Annotated in this window: 19 protein-coding genes; 5 read left to right on the plus strand and 14 right to left on the minus strand. The window is 69.5% G+C overall.

The window, feature by feature from the left end; all coding sequences use genetic code 11:
* Positions 1-576 precede the first annotated feature (576 nt).
* From CMC5_RS29260 to CMC5_RS29315, 10 genes are all read right to left on the minus strand, one after another.
* Positions 577-1821: a vWA domain-containing protein gene (locus tag CMC5_RS29260; RefSeq protein WP_050433483.1), complete on the minus strand. Its 1245-nt coding sequence runs from the start codon at positions 1819-1821 to the stop codon at positions 577-579.
* A complete protein-coding gene (locus CMC5_RS29265; RefSeq protein ID WP_050433484.1) occupies positions 1818-3167 on the minus strand; it encodes an AAA family ATPase in 1350 nt (449 codons plus the stop codon). Before CMC5_RS29265 ends, CMC5_RS29260 begins: the two co-directional genes overlap by 4 nt.
* Positions 3168-3511: 344 nt before the next feature.
* Complete coding sequence (locus tag CMC5_RS29270; protein WP_156338932.1) at positions 3512-3751, minus strand: hypothetical protein; 240 nt, start codon at positions 3749-3751, stop codon at positions 3512-3514.
* A 150-nt stretch (positions 3752-3901) separates the two neighbouring features.
* A complete protein-coding gene (locus CMC5_RS29275; RefSeq protein WP_050433486.1) occupies positions 3902-4249 on the minus strand; it encodes a hypothetical protein in 348 nt (115 codons plus the stop codon).
* Positions 4246-5256 carry a formate dehydrogenase accessory protein FdhE gene (locus CMC5_RS29280; RefSeq protein ID WP_050433487.1) on the minus strand — a complete coding sequence of 337 codons (1011 nt, stop codon included), beginning with the start codon at positions 5254-5256 and terminating at the stop codon, positions 4246-4248. The genes CMC5_RS29275 and CMC5_RS29280 overlap by 4 nt, the downstream gene beginning before the upstream one ends.
* Positions 5257-5523: 267 nt before the next feature.
* The gene (nrfD, locus tag CMC5_RS29290) at positions 5524-6462 is read right to left on the minus strand and encodes an NrfD/PsrC family molybdoenzyme membrane anchor subunit (RefSeq protein ID WP_050433489.1); all 939 of its coding nucleotides are present in this window, start codon (positions 6460-6462) and stop codon (positions 5524-5526) included.
* Positions 6459-7358 carry a 4Fe-4S dicluster domain-containing protein gene (locus CMC5_RS29295; RefSeq protein ID WP_082362906.1) on the minus strand — a complete coding sequence of 300 codons (900 nt, stop codon included), beginning with the start codon at positions 7356-7358 and terminating at the stop codon, positions 6459-6461. The genes nrfD and CMC5_RS29295 overlap by 4 nt, the downstream gene beginning before the upstream one ends.
* A complete protein-coding gene (fdh, locus tag CMC5_RS29300; RefSeq protein ID WP_082362907.1) occupies positions 7358-10594 on the minus strand; it encodes a formate dehydrogenase in 3237 nt (1078 codons plus the stop codon). Before fdh ends, CMC5_RS29295 begins: the two co-directional genes overlap by 1 nt.
* A gap of 133 nt (positions 10595-10727) precedes the next feature.
* Positions 10728-12119 carry a PQQ-dependent sugar dehydrogenase gene (locus CMC5_RS29310; RefSeq protein ID WP_050433492.1) on the minus strand — a complete coding sequence of 464 codons (1392 nt, stop codon included), beginning with the start codon at positions 12117-12119 and terminating at the stop codon, positions 10728-10730.
* 215 nt (positions 12120-12334) lie between these two features.
* Positions 12335-12562: a hypothetical protein gene (locus tag CMC5_RS29315; RefSeq protein WP_156338933.1), complete on the minus strand. Its 228-nt coding sequence runs from the start codon at positions 12560-12562 to the stop codon at positions 12335-12337.
* Between the two features lie 185 nt (positions 12563-12747).
* Here CMC5_RS29315 and CMC5_RS29320 point away from each other — a divergent pair, with 185 nt between their 5' ends.
* On the plus strand, positions 12748-13680 hold the full coding sequence (locus CMC5_RS29320; protein WP_050433494.1) for an ABC transporter substrate-binding protein: 933 nt from the start codon (positions 12748-12750) through the stop codon (positions 13678-13680).
* A gap of 17 nt (positions 13681-13697) precedes the next feature.
* Here CMC5_RS29320 and CMC5_RS29325 read toward each other — a convergent pair whose 3' ends face one another.
* From CMC5_RS29325 to CMC5_RS29340, 4 genes are all read right to left on the minus strand, one after another.
* The gene (locus CMC5_RS29325) at positions 13698-16229 is read right to left on the minus strand and encodes a Vps62-related protein (protein WP_169796699.1); all 2532 of its coding nucleotides are present in this window, start codon (positions 16227-16229) and stop codon (positions 13698-13700) included.
* A 502-nt stretch (positions 16230-16731) separates the two neighbouring features.
* Complete coding sequence (locus tag CMC5_RS29330) at positions 16732-18006, minus strand: hypothetical protein (RefSeq protein ID WP_050433496.1); 1275 nt, start codon at positions 18004-18006, stop codon at positions 16732-16734.
* A 44-nt stretch (positions 18007-18050) separates the two neighbouring features.
* The gene (locus CMC5_RS29335; RefSeq protein WP_156338934.1) at positions 18051-19436 is read right to left on the minus strand and encodes a hypothetical protein; all 1386 of its coding nucleotides are present in this window, start codon (positions 19434-19436) and stop codon (positions 18051-18053) included.
* 118 nt (positions 19437-19554) lie between these two features.
* Positions 19555-20406: an SDR family NAD(P)-dependent oxidoreductase gene (locus CMC5_RS29340; RefSeq protein WP_082363540.1), complete on the minus strand. Its 852-nt coding sequence runs from the start codon at positions 20404-20406 to the stop codon at positions 19555-19557.
* A 152-nt stretch (positions 20407-20558) separates the two neighbouring features.
* On the opposite strand from CMC5_RS29340, the gene CMC5_RS29345 reads away from it, so the two are divergent.
* The 4 genes from CMC5_RS29345 (at position 20559) to CMC5_RS29360 (ending at position 24258) form a co-directional block, all read left to right on the plus strand.
* Positions 20559-21203 (plus strand): TetR/AcrR family transcriptional regulator, encoded by a 645-nt coding sequence (locus CMC5_RS29345; protein ID WP_050433499.1) that lies wholly within the window; start codon positions 20559-20561, stop codon positions 21201-21203.
* Positions 21204-21283: 80 nt separating this feature from the next.
* Positions 21284-21883, plus strand: a complete 600-nt coding sequence (locus CMC5_RS29350) for a Uma2 family endonuclease (protein ID WP_050433500.1) — start codon at positions 21284-21286, stop codon at positions 21881-21883.
* A gap of 247 nt (positions 21884-22130) precedes the next feature.
* A complete protein-coding gene (locus CMC5_RS29355; RefSeq protein ID WP_169796700.1) occupies positions 22131-23585 on the plus strand; it encodes a serine/threonine-protein kinase in 1455 nt (484 codons plus the stop codon).
* 73 nt (positions 23586-23658) lie between these two features.
* Complete coding sequence (locus CMC5_RS29360; protein WP_050436198.1) at positions 23659-24258, plus strand: Uma2 family endonuclease; 600 nt, start codon at positions 23659-23661, stop codon at positions 24256-24258.
* Positions 24259-24263: the final 5 nt, after the last annotated feature.

Genomic DNA, 24263 nt, shown 5'->3' on the forward strand with positions numbered 1-24263 from the left:
TTCACCACTGAATCCCACATGGCCCTTGGCGCGACGACGAGGGTGAACGCATGTCGTTCGCCATCGATGCAATTCGACGCGACGACGGGCACCGCGACATCACGTGCCCGCCAAACCTCTGCGGCGTCGCGGCCAGGGCAGGCAAGTCATAGCATGCGAAAAACGGATCTCCAACGAATGACACGCCGGCTCATCGAATGCGGCAGCGATGAATCTTTCGATTGAACGTCCTTCGACGATCGCTCATTCGACCCATCGGATCGATTCGATCACCCCCGGATCCCCCACAGAGACGCTTCGTACCTGCCTCGAATCACTGACCTGGATCGACTCGATCACCCCTCGAATGGCGCACCTGGATCATTTCGATCGTGGCTCCGAGGGACGGCTCGGATCAATTCGATCACCCTTCTTTCCGGCGCGTGGATCGATTCGAAGCGCGTTCGTTCCATGAATGGCGCTCGATTCGGATGACGCTCGATCCACCATGAACTTCAGCCTCCCGTGGACGCCAGGACGTCATCACACGGCCACCCTTCTGGCGCGCTCGTCGTGAAATGTCAGCGCAGCTCGGACTCAGCCAGCGGAGGGGGAACGCGGAGATCCTCCGCGTTCGAGCCAGGCGCGCTCACCCCAGCGGCAGGCGAAGTCGAAGGGCTTGGTGAGGATCCACAGCACCGGCAGCGGTGGGGGCAGCTCCGGCGTCGGGCCGAGGCCGTCGGTGAAATAGACGACGCCGTCGACCTTCTGGGCGGCGAGGAAGGCGGGTTCGAACACAGGGCGGAGATCGGTCCCCCCGCGACCCGCGACCTGCTCCAGCGCGCCGCGGAAGGGGTAGACGCGGGTGATCTCGGCGTCGCACTCGGCGACGATGACGCGGGCGTGGTCGCGCATCGCCTCGAGCTGCCGCGCGATCTCGTCGAGCTCGCCCACGCGCATGCTCATGGACGTGTCGATGGCCACCAGCAGCAACGGCTTCACGATGGCGCGGGGCGCGTACGTGCGGCCCGGGACCTCGCCGACGCGACCCGGGAACCTCCGGTTCGGGCGCGCGTAGGTGTGCACGGGGGCGCGCGCGCGGGCGACGAACATGCGGAGCGCCGTCCGCCAGTCGAGGAAGTGCTCGCGGGGGCCGAGCGCGCCGGTGAGGTCCTCGAGGAGACGACCTGGTGCCCGGCCTGCGACGAGCAGGCTGAGCGCGTCCTCTCCACCGCGCGAGGCGGCCTCCTCGGCGGCTTCCACGAGGAGCTGCCGCGTGTGCTCCACCGCCCCCGGCTCCCTCGACGGCGCCCGCAGGATGCGGTGCTCGTCGACGGTCTCGCCGTCCCGTCGCTCCAGCCTTCCGCAGTTCGCTGCGTCCACGAGCAAGCGGTAGCGCTCCAGGGTGCTCTGGCCCGCGCGGATGCCGACCTGTGCATAGGCGCGCCAGACGATGGGATCGGGCAGCGGCTCCTCGATGAACTCGTTCGCGGACATCTCCAGGGCCAGCTCCATCAGCTCGGAGTCTTCCGCCTCGGCGAACTTGGGGTGGCTGAGGTGGCCGAGCGCCACGTGGTGGACCTCGTGGAGCAGGATCCCGCGCAGGTAGATCGGCTCGCGCGCGAAGGACTCGATGTTGACGTGCAGGTAGAAGCGGCGGTCGTGGAGCGACACCGCCATGCGCTTCACCGAGGGATCGGCCACCGGGGTGAGGCGCGCCAGGATCGCGGCGTAGAAGGGGTACCGCTCCAGGAAGATCGGGTCCTGGACGAACCGGCCGAGCCACAGGCCCAGCTCGCCAGGGGCCAGGTCGGCGCCGCGAGCACCGCCTCCCGGGCTCACTGGGGCCTGATGGGGGTGATGCCGGTCTTCTTCAGCGTCTCGACCAGCCGCAGCGCCCACGGCTCGGGGAGCTGGGTGAGGATCTGACCGAGGGCGATGCGCGCGGCGTTGCTCCGTCGAATGTCGGTCAGACGTGCTTGCACCTCCAGATGCGCGCGGAGCGCGGTCACGGCGAGGCCGACGCGGTACCGCCGGAGGGGATCGGCGCGCCAGGCCAGGATGCGCCGCTCGGCCGCGCTGCCAGGGTAATTCTGGAGCAGCTCGTCGGGGCGCACGTCGATGAGGGAGGTCGCCGTCGCATTGCTCCCCAGCGCCTCTTCGAGACGCTCGCGATGATCGCCAGGGAGGTCGGCGCAGAGGGCCTCGAAGGCCGCGAGGGAGAGCCGCCCCTGCGACGCCAGCACCGCCACCTCGGGACCCGCGAGCAAGGGGGCGAGGCGGGCCACCACCTCGTCGAAGCGGTCGGTCTCACCGCGCTCGCGCGCCTGGGCGAGCTCGCGCGCGGCCGGAGAGCCTGGCCCGTACGTGGAGAGCAAGCTGCGGATGTCGAAGCTGAGGCGCGACGACCAGGCATCCCTGGAGGCGATGAGGACCTCCACCCAGCTCGGTGGCAGGTAACCCGCGAGGGCATCGCGCAGGACCTCACCGGCCGCGATCTCCTCGGGGCGCAGGACGGAGAGGACCTGGGCGGCGTAGGTCCAGGTTCGCGGTGGCACGTCGTCGAAGGCGCGTTCGTGCGCCCGGACCAGCGCGACGACGCCAGGGTGCACGCCGTTCACCTCGGCCCAGGCCAGCCAGGTGGCCCGGTCGGCACGCACGTTCACGCCGAGAAAGCGAGCACGGAGGGCGCGATCGAGGGGCGTGACCTGGTAGTCGGCGGACTCCGGGTTGATGGCCGCGAAGCACACCCACCCGGGCGGCAGCTCGTACTGGTGGAGGCGCCGCGCGCTCAGCAGCTGGAGGGCTGGCTGCTGGATGTAGCGCTCGGCGCGGTTCAGCTCCTCCAGCATCAGGATGCCAGCCCCGCTCTGCGGGAGGACCTCGGGCGCCGCATAGATCGTGCGACCGTCACGGATGACGGGCAGACCCACGAGATCCGGCGGCTCGAGGAGGCTGAGGTCGAGGACGACGGTACCGATGCCCAGCTGCTCGGCGAGCGCGCGGACCAGCTCGCTCTTGCCAATGCCCGTTGGCCCTTCCAGGAGAACGGGGCGTCGCGCCCGGTAGGCGACCTCGAGCACCGCGAGGAGCCGTGGCCCGATGGGGATCGCCGTCGGACGAGCGTCGACGCTCAGGGAAGGAGGGGCAGGAGGCGGAGCAGCCGCCTGGGCTCTGGGTTTGGCCACGGGGCGTTGTAATCGATGCGGGAGCACTTTGAAGAAGGAAACGCGCCGCGCTCGCGCTGCAGCTGCCAGGACGAACGAGGTCGACCGAGGCGCTGAACACAGCGCATTGCCCGCTCACTCGCTTCGTCGCGAACGGGGGACATGAACGACGCTGCGCGCTCGGTTCCGACAGACCGAGCGGTCCGAGGAGGCGCTTGGTGGTGCAGGAAGATATGAAAAAACCCCTGCAGCCATGGGTGGAGGCTCGGCAAAAAGCCACCCGGTAGGCTGGAGGGGTCGAGCGGGGCTCGGCTTGGAGGAGCTCTGGTGAGCCCTCGCTCCCTGTCATCTAGGCCCTTGGCACATCAGCGCTTCGGGTTCTGGGGATTGGGCGGCTGCTGTCGTTGCTGCGGCACCTGCTGCCCGGCGTTCGGTTGACCTTGCTGGGGGCGGACATCCCCTTGTCGCGCGGTGTCTCCCTCTTGCCCTGGAGCGCGCATCCCGCGCTGCTCGTTGCGATTGGCCTGGTCTGTCCGGAAGGCCTCGTTGTTGGGATTCTTGACGTTGGACCGCTGGTCGTTCGGGTTCTGTTGATGCGGTTTCATGGGAATGCCTCGCTCCTGGCGGTTACCCCCGGCCTCCGCGACCGAGAACTCCGTCACGAACGACCTATGAGGCCACGCCTCGGTCGACGTCAGTCAGGTGATCGCTGGAGGCTCGACTCGGCAATGCCAGCGGACCACCCGAAGCGCTCCTCACGGGGCGCCCTCACCGCCGACGTCGTCCGAGGGCGCACCCCGTTCGAGCCAGGCGCGAAAAGCCGGCTCCCGTCGCGCCATCTGCCACTCGTCGTGGATGTCGCGTGCCATGGCCCGAGCGCCCCCATCGCCGCCGAGGGTCACGCCGAGCAGCCACCCTTCGAAGGCGTCGGCCGTCGGGGCCTCCTCGGTCGCGCGCTCCAGCAGCTGGCGCTTCATCCCGAGCCCGATCGCGTCCGGTGTGGTGTTGCGCTTGCGGCGACGACGCCGGCCGTCCGACGCCTCCAGCGTCCGGAGCAGGAGCCGGCAAAACTCGACCGGCGAGAGTGGCTCGGGCGCGCTCATGCGAGGAACCTCCGCAAGCTCCAGCGTGGCTCGGGTGCCTCCACCAGCGTGACGCCCGGCGCCGCTCCAGGATCTCCGGGTCGAACATAGCCGCGATCGAGCGCGACGAGGTCGAGGTCGATCGTGGCCAGATCTTCCAGCAGGACGACCTCGCCGGGCCACGCGGCCAGCGTCGTCAACGACTTCAGGTAGCCACGACAACCGAGGCAAGCATCCACCTTGCGCGCGCCGCCCCCTTGCTCGGGTTGCAGGGCCACCAGCTTCTCGTGGTCCTGCTCTCCGCACAGCGCGCAGGCCAGCACGGGGGTTTCCCAGTCCGCACCGCAGCGACCGCAGCGAAGGTGCCGGGTGCGCGCGAGACCCCTGGCTTCGACGAGCGTGGGCCAGGCGCCGCACACCGGGCAGTGGGGCAGGACGTGCGCCCCTCGGGCGGTCCCTGCAGACGCCTCCAGCACCGCGGTGCCCGGCGCGTTCAGGGAGGCGCTTCCGGGCTCGCGTTCTGGTGCAGGCTTCGTCGCGACGGCAGCCTCCAGCGCGCGCCGACAGACCTGAAGGAGGGGCATCACGGCGAGCTGGGCGACGGGCCCCAGGGCGGCGGGGGAGACCCCCAGGGACGCGGCGCTCCGGGCGAGACGAGGCGCCTCGTGATCGATGGCCGCTTCGAGCAGCGCGAAGAGGTCTGTACCTTCCAGACGAGCCGCGTCTCGAAGCGCCCGCAGCGCTCCACCCGACGCCCCCTCCCCCCCGGACGCGCCTCGCGCGGCCGCCTCACAGAGACGCCCCCAGAAGCGACGCAACGGCGCTCGGGCGACGGGAATTCGAACGCCCGCGAGGGCCGGAGCCAAGCCGCGCCGTCCCTCCCCCCCGCTCTCCGGGGTGACCGCGGACCAGGTGGGCTCGGCGAGCTCCGCGAGCACGACCTCGTAGATCGACAGCCACGGCGCGAGTTCCGGCGCCGTCGCCGAGATCGCGGTGATGCGGGTCCTGGCCGCGCTGGAGAGGCTCATCGCGCGTTCACCTCACCCGACGTCGCCACGGGCCTGCTGGAGGATGCGGCGACCGGCAGCTTCCGGGGCGTCCCATGGAACGGGTCCACGCGTCCATGCACCGCCACCTCCGCCCCTCGGTTGCCCGGGTCTGCCCCAGGTCCCCCGCCGCGCGTTCGCTTCGCCTCGGGACTCGCGCAGCCTCCGAACGAGAACGCGAGCGCTGTCACGACCAGCCACCTCATCGCGCGCCCCGCCGTGAAACTCCGGCGCCCTCGCCCCCCTCCCTCATGCATGCCCCACCGCCTCCGAGGCGAGCACGATGGCCGCCCGGAGCGCCAGGCTGCCCACCAGCACGAACCCGACCCCGAGCACGCTCAGCCCCCCCTCGATCGCCTCGGGCGCGCCTCCCCGCTGCGCTCGCCGCCGCCTCGCCCACGAGAGCCCGAGCGGCGCCACCAGCCCGAAGACCACCGCCACCCCCAGCAGCACCCCGTACGGGCTCCGCCACGCCGCCACCGCAGGCCCGAGCCACACCAGGAAGAGCACGAGCACCACCAGCTCGACGAACGCCGCGACATGCTCCATCCGCGACAGCCAGGGCAACGTCGGCGCGTACGCAGCCCCGCGCCGGGTTCCCAGGAAGCCCACCAGCACCGCCGAGGCCGACATCGCCGACGCCGTGAAGAGCAGCCCGAGCAGCGGCGTCTCTGCCCAGAAAGGCCGGTTCGTCACCGAGAGCAACACCCCCGTATAGCCAGCGATGAAGAACGCGAACCCCGCCCCCCCCACCGCCAGGAGCTTGCCCACCACCCCTCTTCCCAGCCCCCCGAGCCGCTCCGGCACCCAGCGCGGGCGAAACCCCTCGACCGCCAGCGCCCCCAGGAACGACGCGCACGAGAATGCGCCGAACGCCAGCAGCGCCCAGGAGCCGATCGACATCGGCGACCACCACTTGAACATCAAGCCTGGGCGCTGGGACCACAAGAACAGGTGCCAGAAGCGCTCCGGCCGATCGAGATCCACGATGAGCAACGGCGGGCAGACCATGAGCGCCGGCAAGGACACGAGGTAGCCGAGGCGCGAGGTCGGCCGATCCTCCTCGCCACCGAAGAGGTGGAGCAACGCCGCCAGCACGTAGCTGCACGCCGAGATGCCCCCGAAGAAGAAGTAGACGACGATCAGCCCGTGCCAGTGGGCCGGCGCGGTGAAGAGGACGTCTCTCATGACGTCGACCCCTCCCCTGCCCCCGACGGCGCCTCGGCCTTCCCTCCACCACCGCCGCTCCCCTCCGCGGACGTCACGCCCCCCTTCCCTCCCCCGGGCGCCAGCGGCGGCTCCCCTCGCTCTCCACGCCGCCGCGTGCGCAACGTGATCAACCCCCACAACCCCATCACCGCCGCCCCCACCACCGCCGCAAAGGAGCTTCTCCAGAGGTTCCGCGACGGGAGCTTCGGCGCAGCGGGGAGCCCGTAGACCTCGGGCTTGTCGACCAGCAGGTAGAACGAGTTCAGCCCCCCGAGCATCTCCTCATCGCCGTAGATGTACGCCTCGCGCTGCCCCTGCGCGTGGAGCTGTTCCACCCGCGCATCGGCCCGCTCGCGCAGCTCCCCGATCGTCCCGAACTGGATCGACGCCGTGGGGCAAGCCTGCGCGCAGGCCGGCGTCATGCCCACCTGCATCCGGTCGTAGCAGAGCGTGCATTTCTGCGCGGTGTGCGTCACCGGGTTGATGTCGATCACCCCGAACGGGCACGCCGGCAAGCACGCTCGGCAGCCGATGCAGGCGTCCTGCTGAATCACCACCGTGTCGAACTCGGTCCGGATGATCGCCCCGGTGGGGCACACCTCCAGGCACCCTGCCTGCACGCAGTGCTTGCAGACGTCGCTCATCATCAGCCAGCGCGCCTCGGTGGTGCGGTCCTCGCTGAACTGCTCGATGAACTTCACGTGCCGCCAGTGCTCACCGTCGAGCTTGCGCGTGTTGTCGTAGCTGTCGCCCGACAGCACGTTCTGCCCCCCGTTCGTCGACGAGATCTGGTTCCACGACTTGCAGGCGACCTCGCACGCCTTGCAGCCGATGCAGACCGTCGTGTCGGTGAAGAACCCCATCGGCTCTGCCATCACGCCTTCTCCACGTTGCAGACGAACGCCTTCCCCTCGTGGATCGACACATTCGGATCCCCGACCAGGGCCGACAGGTCGTTCACCACGTCCCCCGTCACCAGGCCCTGGTAGCCCCAGTGCCACGGCATCCCCACCTGGTGCACCGTCTTGCCGTCGATCTGGAGCGGCCGCATCCGCCGGGTCACCAGCGCCTTGGCCCGGATCGAACCACGCGGCGTGGAGATGCGCACGAAGTCGAGGTTCTCGATCCCGTGGACGCTGGCCAGCTCGGGGCTCAGCTCGACGAACAGCTCCGGCTGGAGTTCCGCGAGCCACGGCAGCCACCGGCTCATCACCCCGGAGAGGTGGTGCTCCGTGAGGCGGTACGTGGTCAGCACGTGCGGGAAGCGCGGATCCTGCGAGACCACGAGGTTGTCGTCGCGCCGCCACATCTTCAGCACCGGGCTCGTCTGCTGCTTGTACAGCGGGTTCTGCACCGGCGACTCCACCGGCTCGTAGTGGGTGGGCAAGGGGCCGTCCACCAGGCCCGTCGGCGCGAAGAGCCAGCCCTTGCCGTCGATCTTGAGGATGAACGGGTCCGTCCCCGCGTGGGCGTCCAGCCCGATCGCATCGGCCCGCGCGGGGGCATCCGGGCGCTTCGTCAGCGGAAAATCGGGCACGTCGTACCCCGTCCACCGCTTCCCGTCCCACCAGACGTACTTCTTCCGCTCGCTCCAGGGCGTGCCGTCGGGTCGCGCGGACGCGCGGTTGTAGAGCACGCGCCGGTTCGCGGGCCACGCGAAGGCCCAGCCGAGGTGCGTCTGCGGCCCCTCGGGCGGATCGGGATTGCGGCTCTCCGCGAGGTTCTTCCCGGGCTCGGGGTAGATCCCGCAGTAGATCCACGACGCGCAGGTCGTCGAGCCGTCGTCCTTCAGCTCCGCCGCACTGGCCAGGTGGCGCCCATCGGCCGAGTGGAAGCCGTTCACCTCCCGCAGCACCTTGCGCGCGTCGGGCTCGTCCAGGATGCGCGAGCCCGGCTCGGGGTGATCCGCGTCGAAGTCCCAGACCAGGTTCTGGATGCCCCGGTCCCGCTCCAGCGTGCTCGCGGCGTAGCGCTGCTTCAGCCGTTTGCCGAGCTGCACCGTGAACCACAGATCGGAGCGGCAATCCCCGGGTGGATCCGCCGCCTTGGCGTGCCACTGCACGAGCCGCTGGGTGTTCGTGAAGCTCCCATCCATCTCCCCCACCTGTGCCGATGGGAACAGGAACACCTCGGTGCCGATCGCTTCCGGCTTCAGCTCCCCGCTCTGCACCTCGGGCGAGGTGCGCCAGAAGGCCGCGGTCTCGGTCTCGAAGTTGTCCTTCACCACCAGCCAGTCGAGCTTCGCCAGCGCCTTGCGCTGGAGGCGCGCGTTCTGCGCCCCGACGGCGGGGTTCTGCCCCATGGCGAACATGCCCCGCACCCGCCCCTCCATCATCGACACGGTCATCGGCAGGTGGGAATGGTCCCCGGCGATCTGCGGGTGCCATGCATACCCGAAGTCGTTCTCCAGCGTCGCTGCGTCGCCGTACATCGACTTGAGGTAGCTCACGATGAACCTGGGCAGGTTGGACCAGGTGCTCGCTGGCAGCGTCTCCGTCGCGATGTAGTCGGTCAGCGTCTCGTGCCGCTTCAGGGTCGACGGCGCCGGCATGTAGCCGTGAATGGAGTGATAGAGCGTCGGAATGTCCGTCGACCCCTGGATGGTCGCATGCCCCCGGAGCGCCAGGATGCCGCCCCCCGGCCGGCCGATGTTACCGAGCAGGAGCTGGAGCATCGCGCAGGTGCCGATGAGCTGGGGCCCATAGGTGTGCTGCGTCCAGCCGACCGCGTAGCAGAACGCCGTCGTCCGGTCCGCGCCGGAGTTCGCGGAGATCGCTTCGGCCACCTTCAGGAAGATCTCCTTCGGGCAGCCCGTCACCCGCTCCACCATCTCCGGCGTGTACCGGCTGAAGTGGCGCCGCACCACCTGGAACACACAGCGCGGATCCTGGAGCGTCTCGTCGCGAAGCGGCGGCGGCTTCTTCATCGACCGCACCAGGTCATCGAACGGCGGCCCTTGGCGTGGTGGACGCTTGCCCTTCTCGGGCCCCTTGTCGGCCAGATCCCCACGCTTCGCCGGGTTCTCGCTCGCCTGCCCCGTCGAGGCCGCATCCCCTGCGCGGTGAGAGCCCGTGTCCCCGCTCGCGTACTGCCAGCTCGCCGTGTCGTACTCGCCGACGAACCCGTTGATCGCGTCCCCGTCGTAGCCGTGCAGGCCGGAGAAGACGCCTTCGAGATCCTCCGTGTCCTGGAAGTCCTCTCGCACCAGCGTCGCCGCGTTCGTGTAGTGGACGACGTACTCCTTGAAGTACTTCTCGTGCTCGATCACGTACCGGATCAGCCCACCGAGAAAGGCGATGTCCGAACCTGCGCGCAGCGGCGCGTGGATGTCCGCCATCGCGCTGGTGCGGGTGAAGCGCGGATCCACGTGGATGATCTTCGCCCCCGCGAGCTTCGCCTGCATCACCCACCGGAAGGCGACCGGATGGCATTCCGCCATGTTCGAGCCCTCGATGACGATGCAGTCGGAATGCACGAGGCTCCCCGCATACATGGTGGCCGCGCCGCGACCGAGCCGGATCCCCAGACCGGGGACACTGGAGCTATGTCATATGCGCGCCTGGTTCTCGATCGCCACCACCCCCAGACCGCGCATCAGCTTCTGCTGCACGTGGTTCCACTCGTTGTCCATCGTCGCTCCCCCGAGCGAGAAGATGCCGAGGGTGTGGTTCAGCCGCTTGCCGCTCGGGCTGCGCTCCACGAACGTCTCGTCACGGGTCTTCTGCACCAGCTCGGCCACGCGATCCATGGCCCGGTCGAGCTCCCACTCCTCCCACTCCGTGGCGTAGGGGGCGCGGCGCAGCACCTTGGTGGTCCGGTTCGGGTTGACGTGGAGCTGGAAGATCGCGGCGCCCTTCGGACACAGGTTCCCCTGGTTCACCGGGCTGCGGACGTCTCCCTCGACGTGGACGATCTCGTGCCCCGCCGCGTGCACCACCGTCCCGCAGCCGACGGCGCAGTAAGGGCAGACGCTCGGGTAGGCCTTCGTGTCCTTGATCCGGAGGGCCTCGGCCCGCGCCGTCGCTGGCGCCAGATCGATCCCGAGCCCCACCAGACCGCCCAGCGCCGTGCTCGTGGAAACCCGGAAGAAGTCGCGCCGCGAGATCGTCATGAGCCCCTCCTGCTCGGCAGCCTACCACGCCCCTCCCAGTGGGCGACGCGCTCGAGCGCGCCCCCGGTCTCGCCCCCCCAGGGCGACGTCCCCGCCCTCGCCCCTTGCTTCGCTACCGACCGAGAGCGACGCGCTACCGACCGAAAGCCACACGCCAGACCGTGTTGCTTTGATCGTCCGTCACCAGCAGGGCCCCGTCCCGGGCGACGGCCACCCCCACCGGGCGACCCCACACGTCACCATCGTCGTTCACGAAGCCGGTGAGGAAATCCTCGTAGTACCCCTCGGCCTTCCCGTTCGTCACCGGCACGCGGATCACCTTGTACCCCGTGCGCCGCGAGCGGTTCCACGAGCCGTGCTCCGCCGCGAAGATGTGCCCTCGGAACTCCGGCGGGAACTGCTGCCCCGTGTAGAAGCACATCGCCAGGGACGCCGAGTGCGACTGGATCAGCACGTCGGGCACGATGACCTTGTCCCTCAGCGCCGGGTGCTTGCCCTCGTGGCGCGGGTCCTGGTTCTTGCCGAGGTAGAACCATGGCCAGCCGTAGAAGCCTCCCTCCTGCACCCGGGTCACGTAGTCGGGCACGAGGTTGTCCCCCAGCTCGTCCCGCTCGTTCACGCTGGTCCACAGCGCCCCCGTGGCCGGCTCGATCGCGATCCCCACCGGGTTGCGGATTCCCGAGGCGTACAGCACCTCGTTCTTCCCGTCCGGCGTGAAGGCCAGGATGCTCGCGCGGCGCTTCTCCGAGTCGTCGTCGGAGACGTTCGAGCGCGACCCCACCGACACGAACATCCGCTGGTTGTCCTTGCTGAAGGCGATGTCGCGCGTCCAGTGCCCCCCTCCGCCCAGCGCCTCGCCCCCCGACGGGATGTTGTCGACGATCTTCTCCGCAGGTCCGCTCGCCGCGCTGTCGCCCGGCCTGTAGGGATAGCGCACCACGCTGTCCGTGTTGGCGATGTACACGTGCGTCGGCGTCTCGGCGTCGGCCGGGTAGAACGCGAGCCCGAAGGGCTTCTTCAGCCCCTCGACGTACACGCTGCGGCTCTCGGCCTTCCCATCCTTGTCGGTGTCTCGAAGGACCTGCACGCGCCCTTCGCGGCTTTCCACCACGAACACGTCCCCGTTCGGCGCCACCTTCACCACCCGAGGGTTCTCGAGGCCGCTCGCAAACTCGTTCGCGGTGAACCCGGCGGGCACCTTCGGGAGCGCCCCTGCAGGTCGATCCGCCTTCCTGGGGCGGTTCGACACCGACTCCTTCTCGTTCGGCGGTGGCAGATCGGCCACGGTGATCTTGCGCTTCACGCCAGGCGCGTCCGACGTCCAGTCCCCCATCGCCTCGGCGCCCGTGAGCACGATGTCGGTGCGCGCCGTCTGCCGAGGCTTCGCCTCCGTGGGCTGCTGGGGCTTCGTCTCCGCGGGCTGCTCGCTGCGCTTCGGAGAGCAAGCGGAGACCCCTCCCGCGAGCAGGAGGGCGCCCAGGATCAGACCTGGAACGGCACGTCCGTCATCTTTGCGCGGTCTCATGGCGTGGCCACATCGTTGCCACAAGGCTCTCCCCTGGTGCAGCCCGGAGAGCCCTGAACGCGGCACCGGGAGGCGCCGAAGTGAGACCTGTCAGCGGAGGGCTCCGCGCCCCATCTTGCCCCAGCATGGACATGAAAAAGGCCTCCCGATCGCGAGAGACCTCCTCCGTGCGACACCTCGACGGACTCGGGTGTCCCGACCTGCCCAGCACACCGTCAACGATGGATCGTGACGGCCCCCGGGCTGATGAACGACGAACCGGTCGAAGCCGGCGAGATCACCGCATCCTGATGGTGACGGTGCCCCTCGTGCTCCTCCTCCTCGCGCGACTCCGCGTCCGTGCGGGAGACGTCCGGCTTCGACGGCGGCTTGGACGGCTTCTTGTTGCGGCTCGGAGGCACACGAGGATTTTCATCGACGGACTTCCTGAGACTCTCGGCCATGGCGACATCTCCTTTCATACCGTGCAGGAACACGGCTCTCGATTGTCGGTGTTGCAGGCATCGGGCCATCCTCGTCCGGATACCCCGCTGACCCGGAAGCAGCCAACGACCGGACGACACGGCTTGCATGGAGCAGGCAGCCGGCAAAGGAGACCGAACCATCACAACCAGCCTATGCTCGGGCCGTGCCACCTCGTCGCATCGTCTCCTTGCTCCCCTCCGCCACGGAAATCGTGTGCCTCCTCGGCGCCACGGACGCGCTCGTCGGCATCTCCCACGAGTGCGACTTCCCCGAAGCGATCCGCGATCGCCCCGTGCTCACCAGCGCTCGCGTGCTCTCCACCGGATCGAGCCGCGCCATCGATGCCGCAGTGCGTGACGTCGTCCGCGATGCGCTGAGCCTCTATACCGTCGACCAGGCGCGCCTCGCCGCCCTCTCCCCCGATGTGATCGTCACCCAGGATCTGTGCGAGGTCTGCGCGGTCTCCCTCGACGACGTCCGCAGCGCCGTCGCTCGCCTCGCGCACCGCGAGGAGGTGTGCATCGTGAGCCTCACGCCGACCCGCCTCGACGACATCCTCGACGACATCGAGACCGTCGCCGCCGCCCTGGATCGAAGCGAGCACGGCCGCGCTGCCCGTACCGCGCTGAAAACGCGCATCGAGCACATCACCCACCGCGCGTCGCAAGCCCCCTTGCGCCCGCGCGTGGTCTCCGTGGAATGGCTGGAGCCCATCATGCTCGGCGGCCTCTGGATGCCCGAGCTCATCGAGCGCGCTGGAGGCCTCCCCGTCGGCGTGAGAACGGGCGAACCGGCCCCGACCCTCACCCCGGAGGCGCTAAAGCAGCTCGCCCCCGACGTGATGCTCGTGAAGCCCTGCGGCTTCTCCCTCGACCGCGCCCTGGCGGAGCGGGACCTCATCACCCGCACCCTCCAGCCAGCGCTCTCCCCGGGCGGGCGCCTCGTCGTCACCGACGGCAACGCCTTCTTCAACCGCCCTGGCCCCCGCATCGTCGAGTCGCTGGAGATCCTGGCCGCTTGCGTGCATCCCGAGCTCTTCCCGGACTTCGCGCAGAAGCACGCCGCGGCGCTTCACCCGCTCGACGGCAGCGAGTGAAGCCCGAAGCGCGCGCATCACTCGATGGCGATGACGCTGGGCCCCGCCGAGAGCCCCACGCCCTGGAGCCGCGTGTCCGCATGCCAGGTGCTCCCGTCGAACACCGAGTACCACAGCTCGCCATTGTCGCCGTGCCCCTGGTGGAAGCAGTACAGCTTGCCGTCGAACACCACCGCCGACGGGCTGTCCGACATCCCTACCCGCTCCACCTTCGTGTCGCCCAGCCAGCGATTGCCGTCGAACACCGAGTACCACAGCTCGCCGCAATTGCCGTACCCCTCGTGGAAGCAGTACAGCTTGCCGTTGTACACCGCCGCCGACGGGCTCGACGACATCCCCACGTGCTGGACCTTCGTGTCGCCCAGCCAGCGATTGCCGTCGAACACCGAGTACCACAGCTCCCCGTTGTCGCCGTGCCCCTGGTGGAAGCAGTACAGCTTGCCGTTGAACACCACCGCCGACGGGCTCGACGACATCCCCACGTGCTGGACCTTCGTGGCACCCAGCCAGCGATTGCCGTCGAACACCGAGTACCAGAGCTCTCCGCAATTACCGCCCCCCTGGTGGAAGCAGTACAGCTTGCCGTTGAACACCACCGCCGACGGGCTCGACGACATCCCCACGTGCTGGACCTTCGTGTCGCCCAGCCAGCGATTGCCGTCGAACACGTTGTACCAGAGCTCGCCACAGTCACCGTACCCCTGGTGAAAGCAGTAGATCTGACCATTGAACCGCACCGCCGACGGGCTGTCCGACATCCCCACGTGCGGGATCTGTGCGTCCCTCGACCACTGAGTGCCGTCAGAGAAAGTCCGCCAGAGCTCCCCGCCATCCTTCTGACCCTGATAGAACGTGATCAGCCCTCGACCGGGTAGCCACGGCGGCGAGACCGACTCGTCGTCCCCCGACCAGGTCGCATTCCAGCTCCCTTTCCTCGCTGGTCCCTCGGGCCCGCTCTCACTGAAGATGTCCTTGGGGAGGCTGTTGACGATCTTCTCGAGCGCCCCCTTGATCGGCTCGGGAACCCCACCGAACGAAGGTCGAAGGAGCTGCCCGATCTTGCCCCAGCGCCCGGTGAAATCGAGCCACTTCGGCGGAGGAAACACGGTGGGTGACAGGTAGTTGGCGCAGAGGATCTGGCATTTCCCGATGAAGTCTTTCGACCTCCCTCGGCTCGTGTCGTTCCGGAGCCCCACGTCATACAGCTTGGAGACATGGGAGCGAGGGTGGATGTTCGAATCTGCGCGCGGATAGCAGGCGTGGCCATTGAGAGACGAATAGACCACCGGCCTCCCCCGCTCCCACTCGAGGTCCTGCGCAGGCTGCCCGAACCACGTCCCCCCGGCGTGCTGTGACATGTAGACGCTCTCCAGCGCCATCGTGTCGCGGACGAAGCGGAACGTCACGTGCTCCCAGTCCCCCTCGTGGCGCCCGAAAGGGGCCAGGGACAGGTGGTCCTTGAAGGGGAATGCCTTGGCCGTGGCGTGCCCGTTGTACGGGTAGAAGAACCAGTACTGAAGATCGAGGTACTGACCTTCTCCGTTGAGCTTCACCCGCACCAGCGCCTCGGCTTCGTCGAGGTTCCCGGCGCGCTTGTCCTGGGGCACCGTGAGATAGACCTTGTCCTTGGCATCGGGGTGGGTGGGCAGGTTGGCCGCCTGACCCCGGAGCGCGCTCGACGTCCCGGTGTCGACCTGGAACATCGTCGCCTCGTCGAGAAATCGCTGGGGGGAGCCGACCACGTACGGCTCTTCGGGATGGAAGAAGAGCGTCGGCGCATAGCGCTGGACCAGCTCCCGGATCTGTCGCGCCCCCAGCGCCTCGATCACCCGCCACCGCTCCCACTCTTGCACGTGGCCGACCGTGTACACGCTCCCATCGGGCCGTGCGCCCAGGTTCAGCCCGTGCTGTGCCGAGACGATGGCGAACGCACCTTGGCCGGCGGCCTTGATCCTCCAGCGCTCCCACTCGGCTCGGTTCTCCGTCGTGTAAACGGCGCCATCCGCCTTCGAGCCGAGCAGCCGCCCGTGAGGATTCACGAGGTAGTACTGCCCATCACCCGCACTTTCGAGGGTCCACGTCTCCCAGAATGGCCTGATCTTGGAGGCGGAGAGGCCACCGTCGGGTGCGGCGACCAGCCTGGTTCGATGCTCCGCATTGGCGAAAACGACGCTCTTGCCGAGGAGCGTCGCCGTCGCCACCGACCACTTCTCCCAGGCTTGCACGTGACCGGCCATGAACAGGCTCCCGTCGGGCCTCGCGCTCAGGTTCGTCTTGTGCTCCGCCGAGGTGATCGCCACCGCGCCCTGATCCACCCCGGTGATCCGCCACCGCTCCCACTCGAGCCGGTTCGACGACAGGTAGACCGAGCCATCCGGCCGAGCGCCGAGCTGCAACCCGTGCTCGCTCACCAGATAGACGAGCCCATTTCCGGCATCGTCCACCGTCCAGGAGAACTGCGCGCCGTACGACTCGGCGCGCGCTTGGACGCCGCCGTCGCTTCGAGCCCCGAGGGAGGTGCGGTGCTCCGCGTTGACGACCGTGATCATCTGACCCACGTACTGGGATTGAGACATGGCAGCCCTGCTTTCCGGATGACGCGTTGAATGAACGCCATTTCGCAGGCGTGGGTGCAAACCCAACCTGGGAAGGCACGTCGAGAGATCGGTCCGACCGACCGACACACGGACGAGACAGCGAGAAATCAGTTCGACCGTCGCACGGACGACACATCGAACCCCCTCACGACGAGGTGCACTGGGCCGACGATCGAGTGTGAAAAGAATAGACACTCGACGATTGAAAGGACAATGCGCAGATGACGGGTGCGTTCTCGGGATCTGGCCATGACGAGCCCATGTCGCCTTGTGGATGGCTCAACCTCCCCTTCGGGCGTCCATCACCTCGGGCTCGCCGAACGGCGAACGTCACGCGCGCATCACATCGCGCGGGCGTCCGCCTCACGGAGGCCAGGATCTCTGAATTCGCTCATCGAGACGCGCGCCCCCACCCCGCCCGTGAGCCAGGCGCGCCCTGGCCCATCGCTGCCGATCAGGGCGCCGCTCGACCGCGCGCGAGCTGTTCGAAGAGCGCCCACGGGTCCCCCGCGACGATCGCCGGCTCCACGCCCCCCTCCCCCGTCATCACACGCCCCGCCGGGTCCATCCAGTATGTGCCCCCCGGGAACCCGCCCATCGGCACCAGGTCACCGCGTGGCAGGACACTCCCCTCGACCTCCAGTCCGATCCCGAACCAGAATGCCTCCCCCTCGGCCGACGGGATGCAGAGGCCCCCGAACGTCTCCTCGAACCGCAGCATCGGCTCGCTCACGCTGACCCCCAGGCTGCCCAGACGCTCGCGGAGGGCCTCCGCCGACAGCGCGCGCCCAGGCTCCAGCACCGCCCCGCGCGCGTTCAACCACGCGACGGCCTCGGACGACAGATGCCCGAGCAGAGCATCCCCGGCCGTGCGCCCCCCCACCCCCTCGATCGCGCGCCCCGCGTGGGCGTCCCACAGCGCGACCTGCGGCGCGTCCACCTCCACCGGCGCCCCCATCCCCCGGAGCGCCTCGACCGCCGCGGCGAGCACCAGCGTCGAGCGCGTCCACAGCCACGTCGTGTCCGGCTCCAGCCCGGCGAGATCCCCGTCATGGAGCAGCGCCTGCTCCGCGTACCACCAGCGCTGGAACCGATCGCTCGCGGCCTCGTGCGGGTCCGCTGCGACAGGCTCGGCCAGCACGGTGCCCACCCGTCGCCCCACCGAGAGCACGAACAGCCCCGCGTCGTCTCCCCGCATCGCCAGCAGCAGCCCGATCCGCTCGACCAGCACCCGCGGTGCGCTCGCGATCGCCGACAGCGCCCCCCGCGTCGAGTGCCCGCAGAGGAACACGGTCCCGCTCGGATCGAGCGCGTAGTCGTCCACCGCCGCCACCCGCACCACGCGATCGTGTCGCCGCGACAGGACCGGCGTGCCCGCCGCGAGCCCGGCGATGGGCACGGAGCGACCGAGGGGCGCCCACCCGGCCGGCAGCTCCTGCGCGAGGAGCCGCGACCGCACCGAAAGACGAGGCCCGAGCGCCACGAGCGTCGACCGTGGTGCCGCGAAGAAGTCGAGCTCTCCCGAGAGCCCCAGGCGAGGCCCGGCGAGGCCCCCCACGTCCTCCTCGGCGCCGATCACCGCCTCCGACGCGGGCAGCCCGAGCCGCGACAGCTCGGCCACGATCGCCTCACGCCCCCCCGAGACCCCCTCCACCCGACGGATCCCTTGCGCGGCGAGCCCGGCAGCCGCCTGGAGAGAGAGCCAGCCCATGTCCGCATTCCTCATCATCGGCGCGGATCATCCATCCACCCTCGGCCCCCTCGAAGCAACCGCTACGGCGCCGGCACCGAAAGGCGCACCGCAAACAAGCCCCGGTTGCCCGAGAAGACCGCGAGCCCCTGCTCCACCCGGACATCACTGAGCTGGCGCGATCTCGGCGCCCAGAACGTCGTCACCCGACCGCTCTTCAGCTCCACCAGCCCCAGCACCGACCCGGCGTCGGTCTCGTCCGGTGGAGGCAGCGTGGCCCCCAGCACCGTGAACGATCCTTCCGCGATGTCCCTGGGGATCGTGGAGACGTAGCGGCGGAAGACGACGCCATCCCCCAGCGACCCGACGAAGGTGCAGCTCCCGGGCACGATCACCGTCCCCAGCACCCGCAGATCAGGTCCGAGGCGGACCAGCACCGTCCCCCGACCTTCCCTCGTGATGTCTTCCCAGTAGTCGAACGGGATCACCATCTCGCCGCTCGGATGCAACAGAGGACGCATCAGCCTCGGGTCCCGGACCCCGGGAACGGGGACCTCCACCTCGATGCGCTGCGCTGCGATCTTCCGCCCATCCGACCCGACATGCTGCGCGACGAACACGATCGGCAGGCCGCCCTGGTGGTTCTGGTGCGCGACGTTCACCACCCCCTCCGTGGGATGCCGGCTCAACGCCCCACGAGAGCACTGCGGCGCGCACGCCCCCTGCGACCCCAGCGAGAGCTCGTAGACCGGCTTCCCTGACTCGACATCGAAGCCGTGCACCACGCTGTGCACCTCCCCTGACGGCAGGATGGGAAGGTCGGCCAGGTGCACCACCCCGCGCCCATCCAGGACCGGATCCGATCCCCCCACCGCACGCACCCACCGCAGCTTCCCGTCGGCTCGCTTCAGCGAGGCGAGGAAGTTCATCCCCCCGTTCTGCGCAAAGACCCTTGCATCGAACCCCTCCAGCGGGCGCCCCGCTGGCTGAAACGCCCCGGAGAACCACCCCTGGGCGATCACATCCCCCTTCTCCGTGAACAGGACGTCCGCGGTGAGACCGGACAGCCCGTCCCGTGCCATCCACGTCCAGAGATGCTCCCCGCGTGGCCCCAGGAGCGTGACCGACGGGTCCGGCAGCCCACCGCACGTCCGGTTGCGCCCCCCTGCATCACGGAACGAATCGACGCAGTGCCCTGCCACCGCGACGACCCCGTCGCCCCCCACCGTGGTGCGGGTCATGATCACCCCGCCGCGCTGACCCGGCCCTTGCGTGAAGAGCTGCATCTGCCACTCGTACGGCGGCGTCACCACCGCCGGAGGGGGAGGAGGCGGCGGCGGTGCTGGCGCGGGCGACGCCATGCTGGGCGCCGGCGTCCAGGCGAAGGGGCGAGGGCCACGCTTCGCCGGAGACGAGCAACCGAGAAGAAAGAGCGCAAGAACTCCGAGAGCGCGTCCACGTGCTGCCATACGCCGTTGCTTCGTACACGAGGACGACCACGCCGCCACGGCGAGAGCATGAATCGACCCGCATTCTCTGCGCGCGAGCGCGCGTCACCTCGGCCAGCGGATCACGTCGGCCAGCGGATCACGTCGGCCAGCGGAAACGCGCGTCCTTCTGGTAGTCGTCGCGCCGTCGCTCCAGGACGACACGCAGGTGCTCGGGCGCATCGGCGCCGATCAGCACCCGCAGTGGCCCGTCTTTCCGATCCACGTGGGCCAGCAGCGCCTGCGCCGCCACCTCCGTCCCCGCGCTCGTGTCGGCCCCTTTCGCCTCCATGTCCCACGGGACCTTCGCGCTTCCGAGCACCGACTCGCGCAGCGCGTCGTAGGCAGGCAGCGGCTCCGCGAAGCGCATGCTCCCCCAGGCCCAGTCGGTCGCGAACCCGCCCAGCTCCGCGATCGTCACCCGGATCCCGAACGACGCCACCTCCGCCGCAAGCGCCTCGCTGAATCCCTCCAGCGCCCACTTGCTCGCGTTGTACAGCCCCATCGTCGGCATCGTCCCCACCCCGCCCACGGACGAGATCTGCACGATGTGCCCTGCCCCGCGCGCCCGGAGATGCGGCAGCACCGCTTGCGTCACCCACAGCGCCCCGAAGAAGTTCGTCTCCATCATCGCCCGCGCCTCGGCCTCCCCCGCCTCCTCGATGGCGGCGACCAGCCCGCAGCCCGCGTTGTTGACCACCACGTCCAGCTTCCCGAACGCCACGATCGCGCGTTGCACCATCTCGAAGACCGTCTCGCGCTCCGTCACGTCGAGCTGCAAGACCTGCAGCCGCTCCCCGTGAGCCTCCTGCAGATCGCTCAGCGCCTCCGCCTTGCGCACCGTGGCGACCACCTCGTCCCCGGCCTCCAGCGCCGCCACCGTGAAGGCCCGCCCCAGCCCCCGCCCCGCCCCTGTGATGAACCACGTGCGACGTGAAAGAGAGGTCGCCATGCCCATTCCTTCCGCTCCCTCGCCCACCAGGCGTTGTAAACGAGACGTACCGTCTCGCCACAGAACCCTGACGAGAAGCTGGGTTCGTGTCAACGTGAGACGTCGCGTCTCGTTGACCACCCGACCGACCACCTTCCCCCGAGGGCCTTCCCGTGCCGCTCCGAAAACTCCCTGACGAAGCCCGGCGAAGCGAACGCGCCCGGCGGGCCATCCTCACCGCTGCCCGCGATCTCACCCTCGACCAGGGCTACGCCCGCCTGACCATCGAGGGCATCGCTGCGGCCGCGGGCGTCGGCAAGCAGACCATCTACCGCTGGTGGCCTTCCAAGGGCGCCATCGTCTTCGACGCCTTCCTCGCCCTCTCCCAGGACGCCGCCGGCAACCTCGAACTCCCCGACACGGGTGACATCGAGGCCGACCTCCGCACCGTGCTCCGCGAGACCATCCTCGAACTGCTCGACCCTCGCCACGACGCCGCCTTCCGCGCCCTCGCGAGCGAGATCCAGACCGACCGCAAGCTCGCCGACAACCTCGTGCAGGCCCTGCTCGGCCCCCAGATGGAAGCCACCAAGCGCCGCCTCCAGAGCGCCCAGCGCGCAGGCCAGCTCGCCCGCAGCCTCGACCTCCAGCTCGCGACCGAGCTGTTCTACGGCCCCATCTTCCACCGCTGGCTGCTGCGTACGGCCCCCCTCGATCCCACGCTCGCCGACGCGCTCGTCCCCCTCGTCTTGCGCGCCCTTCGTCCAAAGTCGGCGAAATCACCTCCCGACCCCCGCGAGCGCGACGGTACACGGTGACCCGCACGCGCCGCACAGCCAGCATCACGAACTGCCATTCCCACAGGCCACCGCACGGTTCATCGAGTACCCTCCTGCGCATGGGCCACCCTGCAGAACGCCGCCCTCGGTTCGCCACGCCTGCCGATCTCGAGGCCGCACCAGCGCAGAACCTCACCGAGTTCATCGCGGGAACACGCCACCCCTTCCCTCGACACACCCCGGCGCAGGCGCACACCGCGTCGCGCCTCGGCCGGCGGCTGGGGCCGTTCGACGACGATCCGGGCGGTCCCGGCGGCTGGGTCCTCCTCGACACGCCCGAGCTTCACCTCGGCCAGAGCGTGCTCGTCCCCGACCTCGCCGGATGGCGCATCGCGCGGATGCCGCGCTTGCCGAGAAAGGCGCACTTCACCCTCGCCCCCGACTGGATCGCCGAAGTCCTCTCCCCCTCCACCACCGCCCACGATCGCGCCGCGAAGATGCCAGTGTACGCCGCGGCCGGCGTCCCCTGGGTGTGGCTGATCGATCCGCTGCTCCGGTTTCTCGAGGTGCATCACCTCGGCCCTGACGATCGCTGGACCGTCGCGCAGGTCTACCGAGGAGAAGGCCGCGTGCGGGCCTTTCCCTTCGACGCCATCGAGCTCGGCCTGGCGTCCCTCTGGCCCTCGTTCGAAGACGAGCCCCCCGACACGACCCGCTGAGCCAGCCCTCTTCACGGACCCAGCCCCCTGCGTGAGTACAGCCCTCCTCGCCTGAGGCCTCCAGGCATCACTCACGCTGCCAGCCTCGACCGCAAATCCCGGCTCCACGCCGCCGACGAGCGTGTGGCCTCGGGGTTGCAATGCCCGTCCTCGGCACATGGGAGGACTCTCGATACGCACCGGACCTCCCGAGCAGGCGCCAGGGCAGCTTCCCGTCTGCACCTTCGCCGGGAGAGAGATGAAGCCGATGAGGTCCGAAGGAGTGCTCGCACGCCAGGTCGTCGCCAGCGCCTTCCGAACGACGGTCCGACGCCCCGTGGACGCGGACAGCGACGAGACGTGGTCCCAGCGCCCTGGCGCCATGGTCGACGGCAAGTACCGCCTCATCAAACCGCAACGCCATGAAGGCGTGACCGAGGTCTGGCTCGCCGCCCACGAGCGGCTGCGCCTGGATTTCGTCGTCAAGTTCATCCACGAAGCGCTGCTCCCCACCGCAGAGCGACGTCAGGCCGCCCTCGAACGCTTCCGCTTCGAGGCGCAGGTCTCGGCGCGCCTCGGCGCCCGCACACGCCACATCGTCGCCGTGCACGACGCCGGCACCCACGACGGCGTCCCCTACTACGTGATGGAGCACCTGCCTGGCAGCTTGCTCTCCGACCAGATCGCCCAGCACGGCCCCCTCACGCCCGCGCGCCTCGCCGACCTGCTCGACCAGACCGCCCAGGCGCTGGAGGCCGCGCACGCCATGAGCATCCTCCACCGCGACCTCAAGCCCCAGAACCTCCTCATCTCCGGCGACCCCGAGGAGCCCTTCGTGCGCGTGGGTGGCTTCGGCCTGGCCAAGGCGCTCGATGCCGACCTCGGCCTCGATACGCCAAAGAAGACCCAGCGCGGCGACGTCCTCGGCTCCCTCCCGTACATGAGCCCGGAGCAGATCCACGGCACCGAGACCCTCGACGCACGCACCGATCTCTGGTCGCTCGCCGTGATCGCCTACGAGGCCCTCACCGGCAAGATTCCCTTCGAAGGCGACAGCGACACCAAGCTCGTCACCGCCATCGGCACGCGCCCCCTCGTCCCGCCTTCACGCCTCCGGCCCGACCTCCCGCGCGCCCTCGACACCTGGTTCGCCCAGGCGCTCGCGAAGAAGCGCGACGAGCGCTTCACCTCGGCCACCGAGCTCTCACGCACGTTCCGGGAGGCGATGAACCAGCCTGACCCGCCCGTCGTCGAGCCCTCCCGCCGCGAGGCCGTGAAGGCCGGCATGGTGGGCGTCGTGCTCGGCGTGGCCTGCGCGCTGAGCCTGACGGCGGCGCTGCTCTGGACCTTCGGGGAAGACGACGTCGACGAAGCGCGCGCCGCACCGAGCACGACCTTCGTCGCGCCACCTCCGGCTGCCACCGAGCTGGCCCCCGAGGCAGCCGAGGCCGGGACGGCCGCCCCTGCGGCAGAGCGTGGAAGCGCAGCGGCGCCGGGCAGGACGCCCGCGCGAAGCGACGCCACGAAGGCCCCGGCGAGCGCCCGCGCCGGCCACGACACGCCCCCCGTCGACACCACGCTCCCAGGCGCGACCAGCAGCCTCGGGACGCTCCCTTCCGCCGCGCCGCTGCCCCTGGAGTCCTCCGGCAACGCGACGACCTCCGCCCCTCCCCAGGAGGACACGCCACGCCCCCGGAAGCCCGATCCGAGCGCCATCCAGTGAGCCCCTGGCCGGACCCGCTCCACGATGTGCGGCCTTCCTGTCAGCCCAGCGCAGATGAGCTAGCCTCATGCCGATGGGTCGATCCGCCGAGAAACGCCTTCCTTCTGCCACCTACGCAGATCTCGAAGCTGTCCCGGCTCATCTGCGCGCGGAGCTGATCCGGGGCGTACTGCACACCTTCCCGCGTCCCGCCTATGCGCACACCCGAGCGGCTTCGCGCCTCGGCGCGGTGGTCGTGAATCCCTTCGACATGGGGATCGGCGGCCCAGGCGGCTGGGTCATCCTCGATGAACCCGAGGTTCACCTCGGGGAAGACGTCCTCGTCCCCGATCTCGCCGGCTGGAAGCTCGACCGCATCCCTCGTCGCCCGCGAGAGCAGGCCTTCTTCACGGTGCCGCCCGACTGGGTCTGCGAGGTCCTCTCTCCCTCGACGGCGACCTACGACCGCTTCGACAAGATGCCGGTCTACGCCGCAGCAGGCGTCCCCTGGGCATGGCTCCTGGATCCGCTGACGCGGAGCCTGGAGGTCTTCCTGCTAGACCCGCGAGGCCGGTGGGTCGTCGAGCGCATGATCCGCGGCGACGCGTCGGTTCGCGTTCCCCCGTTCGACGCCATCGAGCTGAATCTCTCCTCGTTGTGGCCTGAAGCCGAGGACGAGGACGCCAGGGAGTAACGTCC

The sequence above is a fragment of the Chondromyces crocatus genome (assembly GCF_001189295.1).
Taxonomy (GTDB): Bacteria; Myxococcota_A; Polyangia; order Polyangiales; family Polyangiaceae; genus Chondromyces; species Chondromyces crocatus.

Coding starts and splice junctions, on each gene's coding strand:
- nrfD (WP_050433489.1), bottom strand. CDS start 6,462: ATGAGAGACGTCCTCTTCACCGCGCCGGCCCACTGGCACGGGCTGATC.
- CMC5_RS29360 (WP_050436198.1), top strand. CDS start 23,659: ATGGGTCGATCCGCCGAGAAACGCCTTCCTTCTGCCACCTACGCAGAT.
- CMC5_RS29350 (WP_050433500.1), top strand. CDS start 21,284: ATGGGCCACCCTGCAGAACGCCGCCCTCGGTTCGCCACGCCTGCCGAT.
- CMC5_RS29355 (WP_169796700.1), top strand. CDS start 22,131: ATGAGGTCCGAAGGAGTGCTCGCACGCCAGGTCGTCGCCAGCGCCTTC.
- CMC5_RS29325 (WP_169796699.1), bottom strand. CDS start 16,229: ATGATCACGGTCGTCAACGCGGAGCACCGCACCTCCCTCGGGGCTCGA.
- CMC5_RS29275 (WP_050433486.1), bottom strand. CDS start 4,249: ATGAGCGCGCCCGAGCCACTCTCGCCGGTCGAGTTTTGCCGGCTCCTG.
- CMC5_RS29270 (WP_156338932.1), bottom strand. CDS start 3,751: ATGAAACCGCATCAACAGAACCCGAACGACCAGCGGTCCAACGTCAAG.
- CMC5_RS29295 (WP_082362906.1), bottom strand. CDS start 7,358: ATGGCAGAGCCGATGGGGTTCTTCACCGACACGACGGTCTGCATCGGC.
- CMC5_RS29340 (WP_082363540.1), bottom strand. CDS start 20,406: ATGGCGACCTCTCTTTCACGTCGCACGTGGTTCATCACAGGGGCGGGG.
- CMC5_RS29315 (WP_156338933.1), bottom strand. CDS start 12,562: ATGGCCGAGAGTCTCAGGAAGTCCGTCGATGAAAATCCTCGTGTGCCT.
- CMC5_RS29310 (WP_050433492.1), bottom strand. CDS start 12,119: ATGAGACCGCGCAAAGATGACGGACGTGCCGTTCCAGGTCTGATCCTG.
- CMC5_RS29280 (WP_050433487.1), bottom strand. CDS start 5,256: ATGAGCCTCTCCAGCGCGGCCAGGACCCGCATCACCGCGATCTCGGCG.
- CMC5_RS29335 (WP_156338934.1), bottom strand. CDS start 19,436: ATGGCAGCACGTGGACGCGCTCTCGGAGTTCTTGCGCTCTTTCTTCTC.
- CMC5_RS29330 (WP_050433496.1), bottom strand. CDS start 18,006: ATGATGAGGAATGCGGACATGGGCTGGCTCTCTCTCCAGGCGGCTGCC.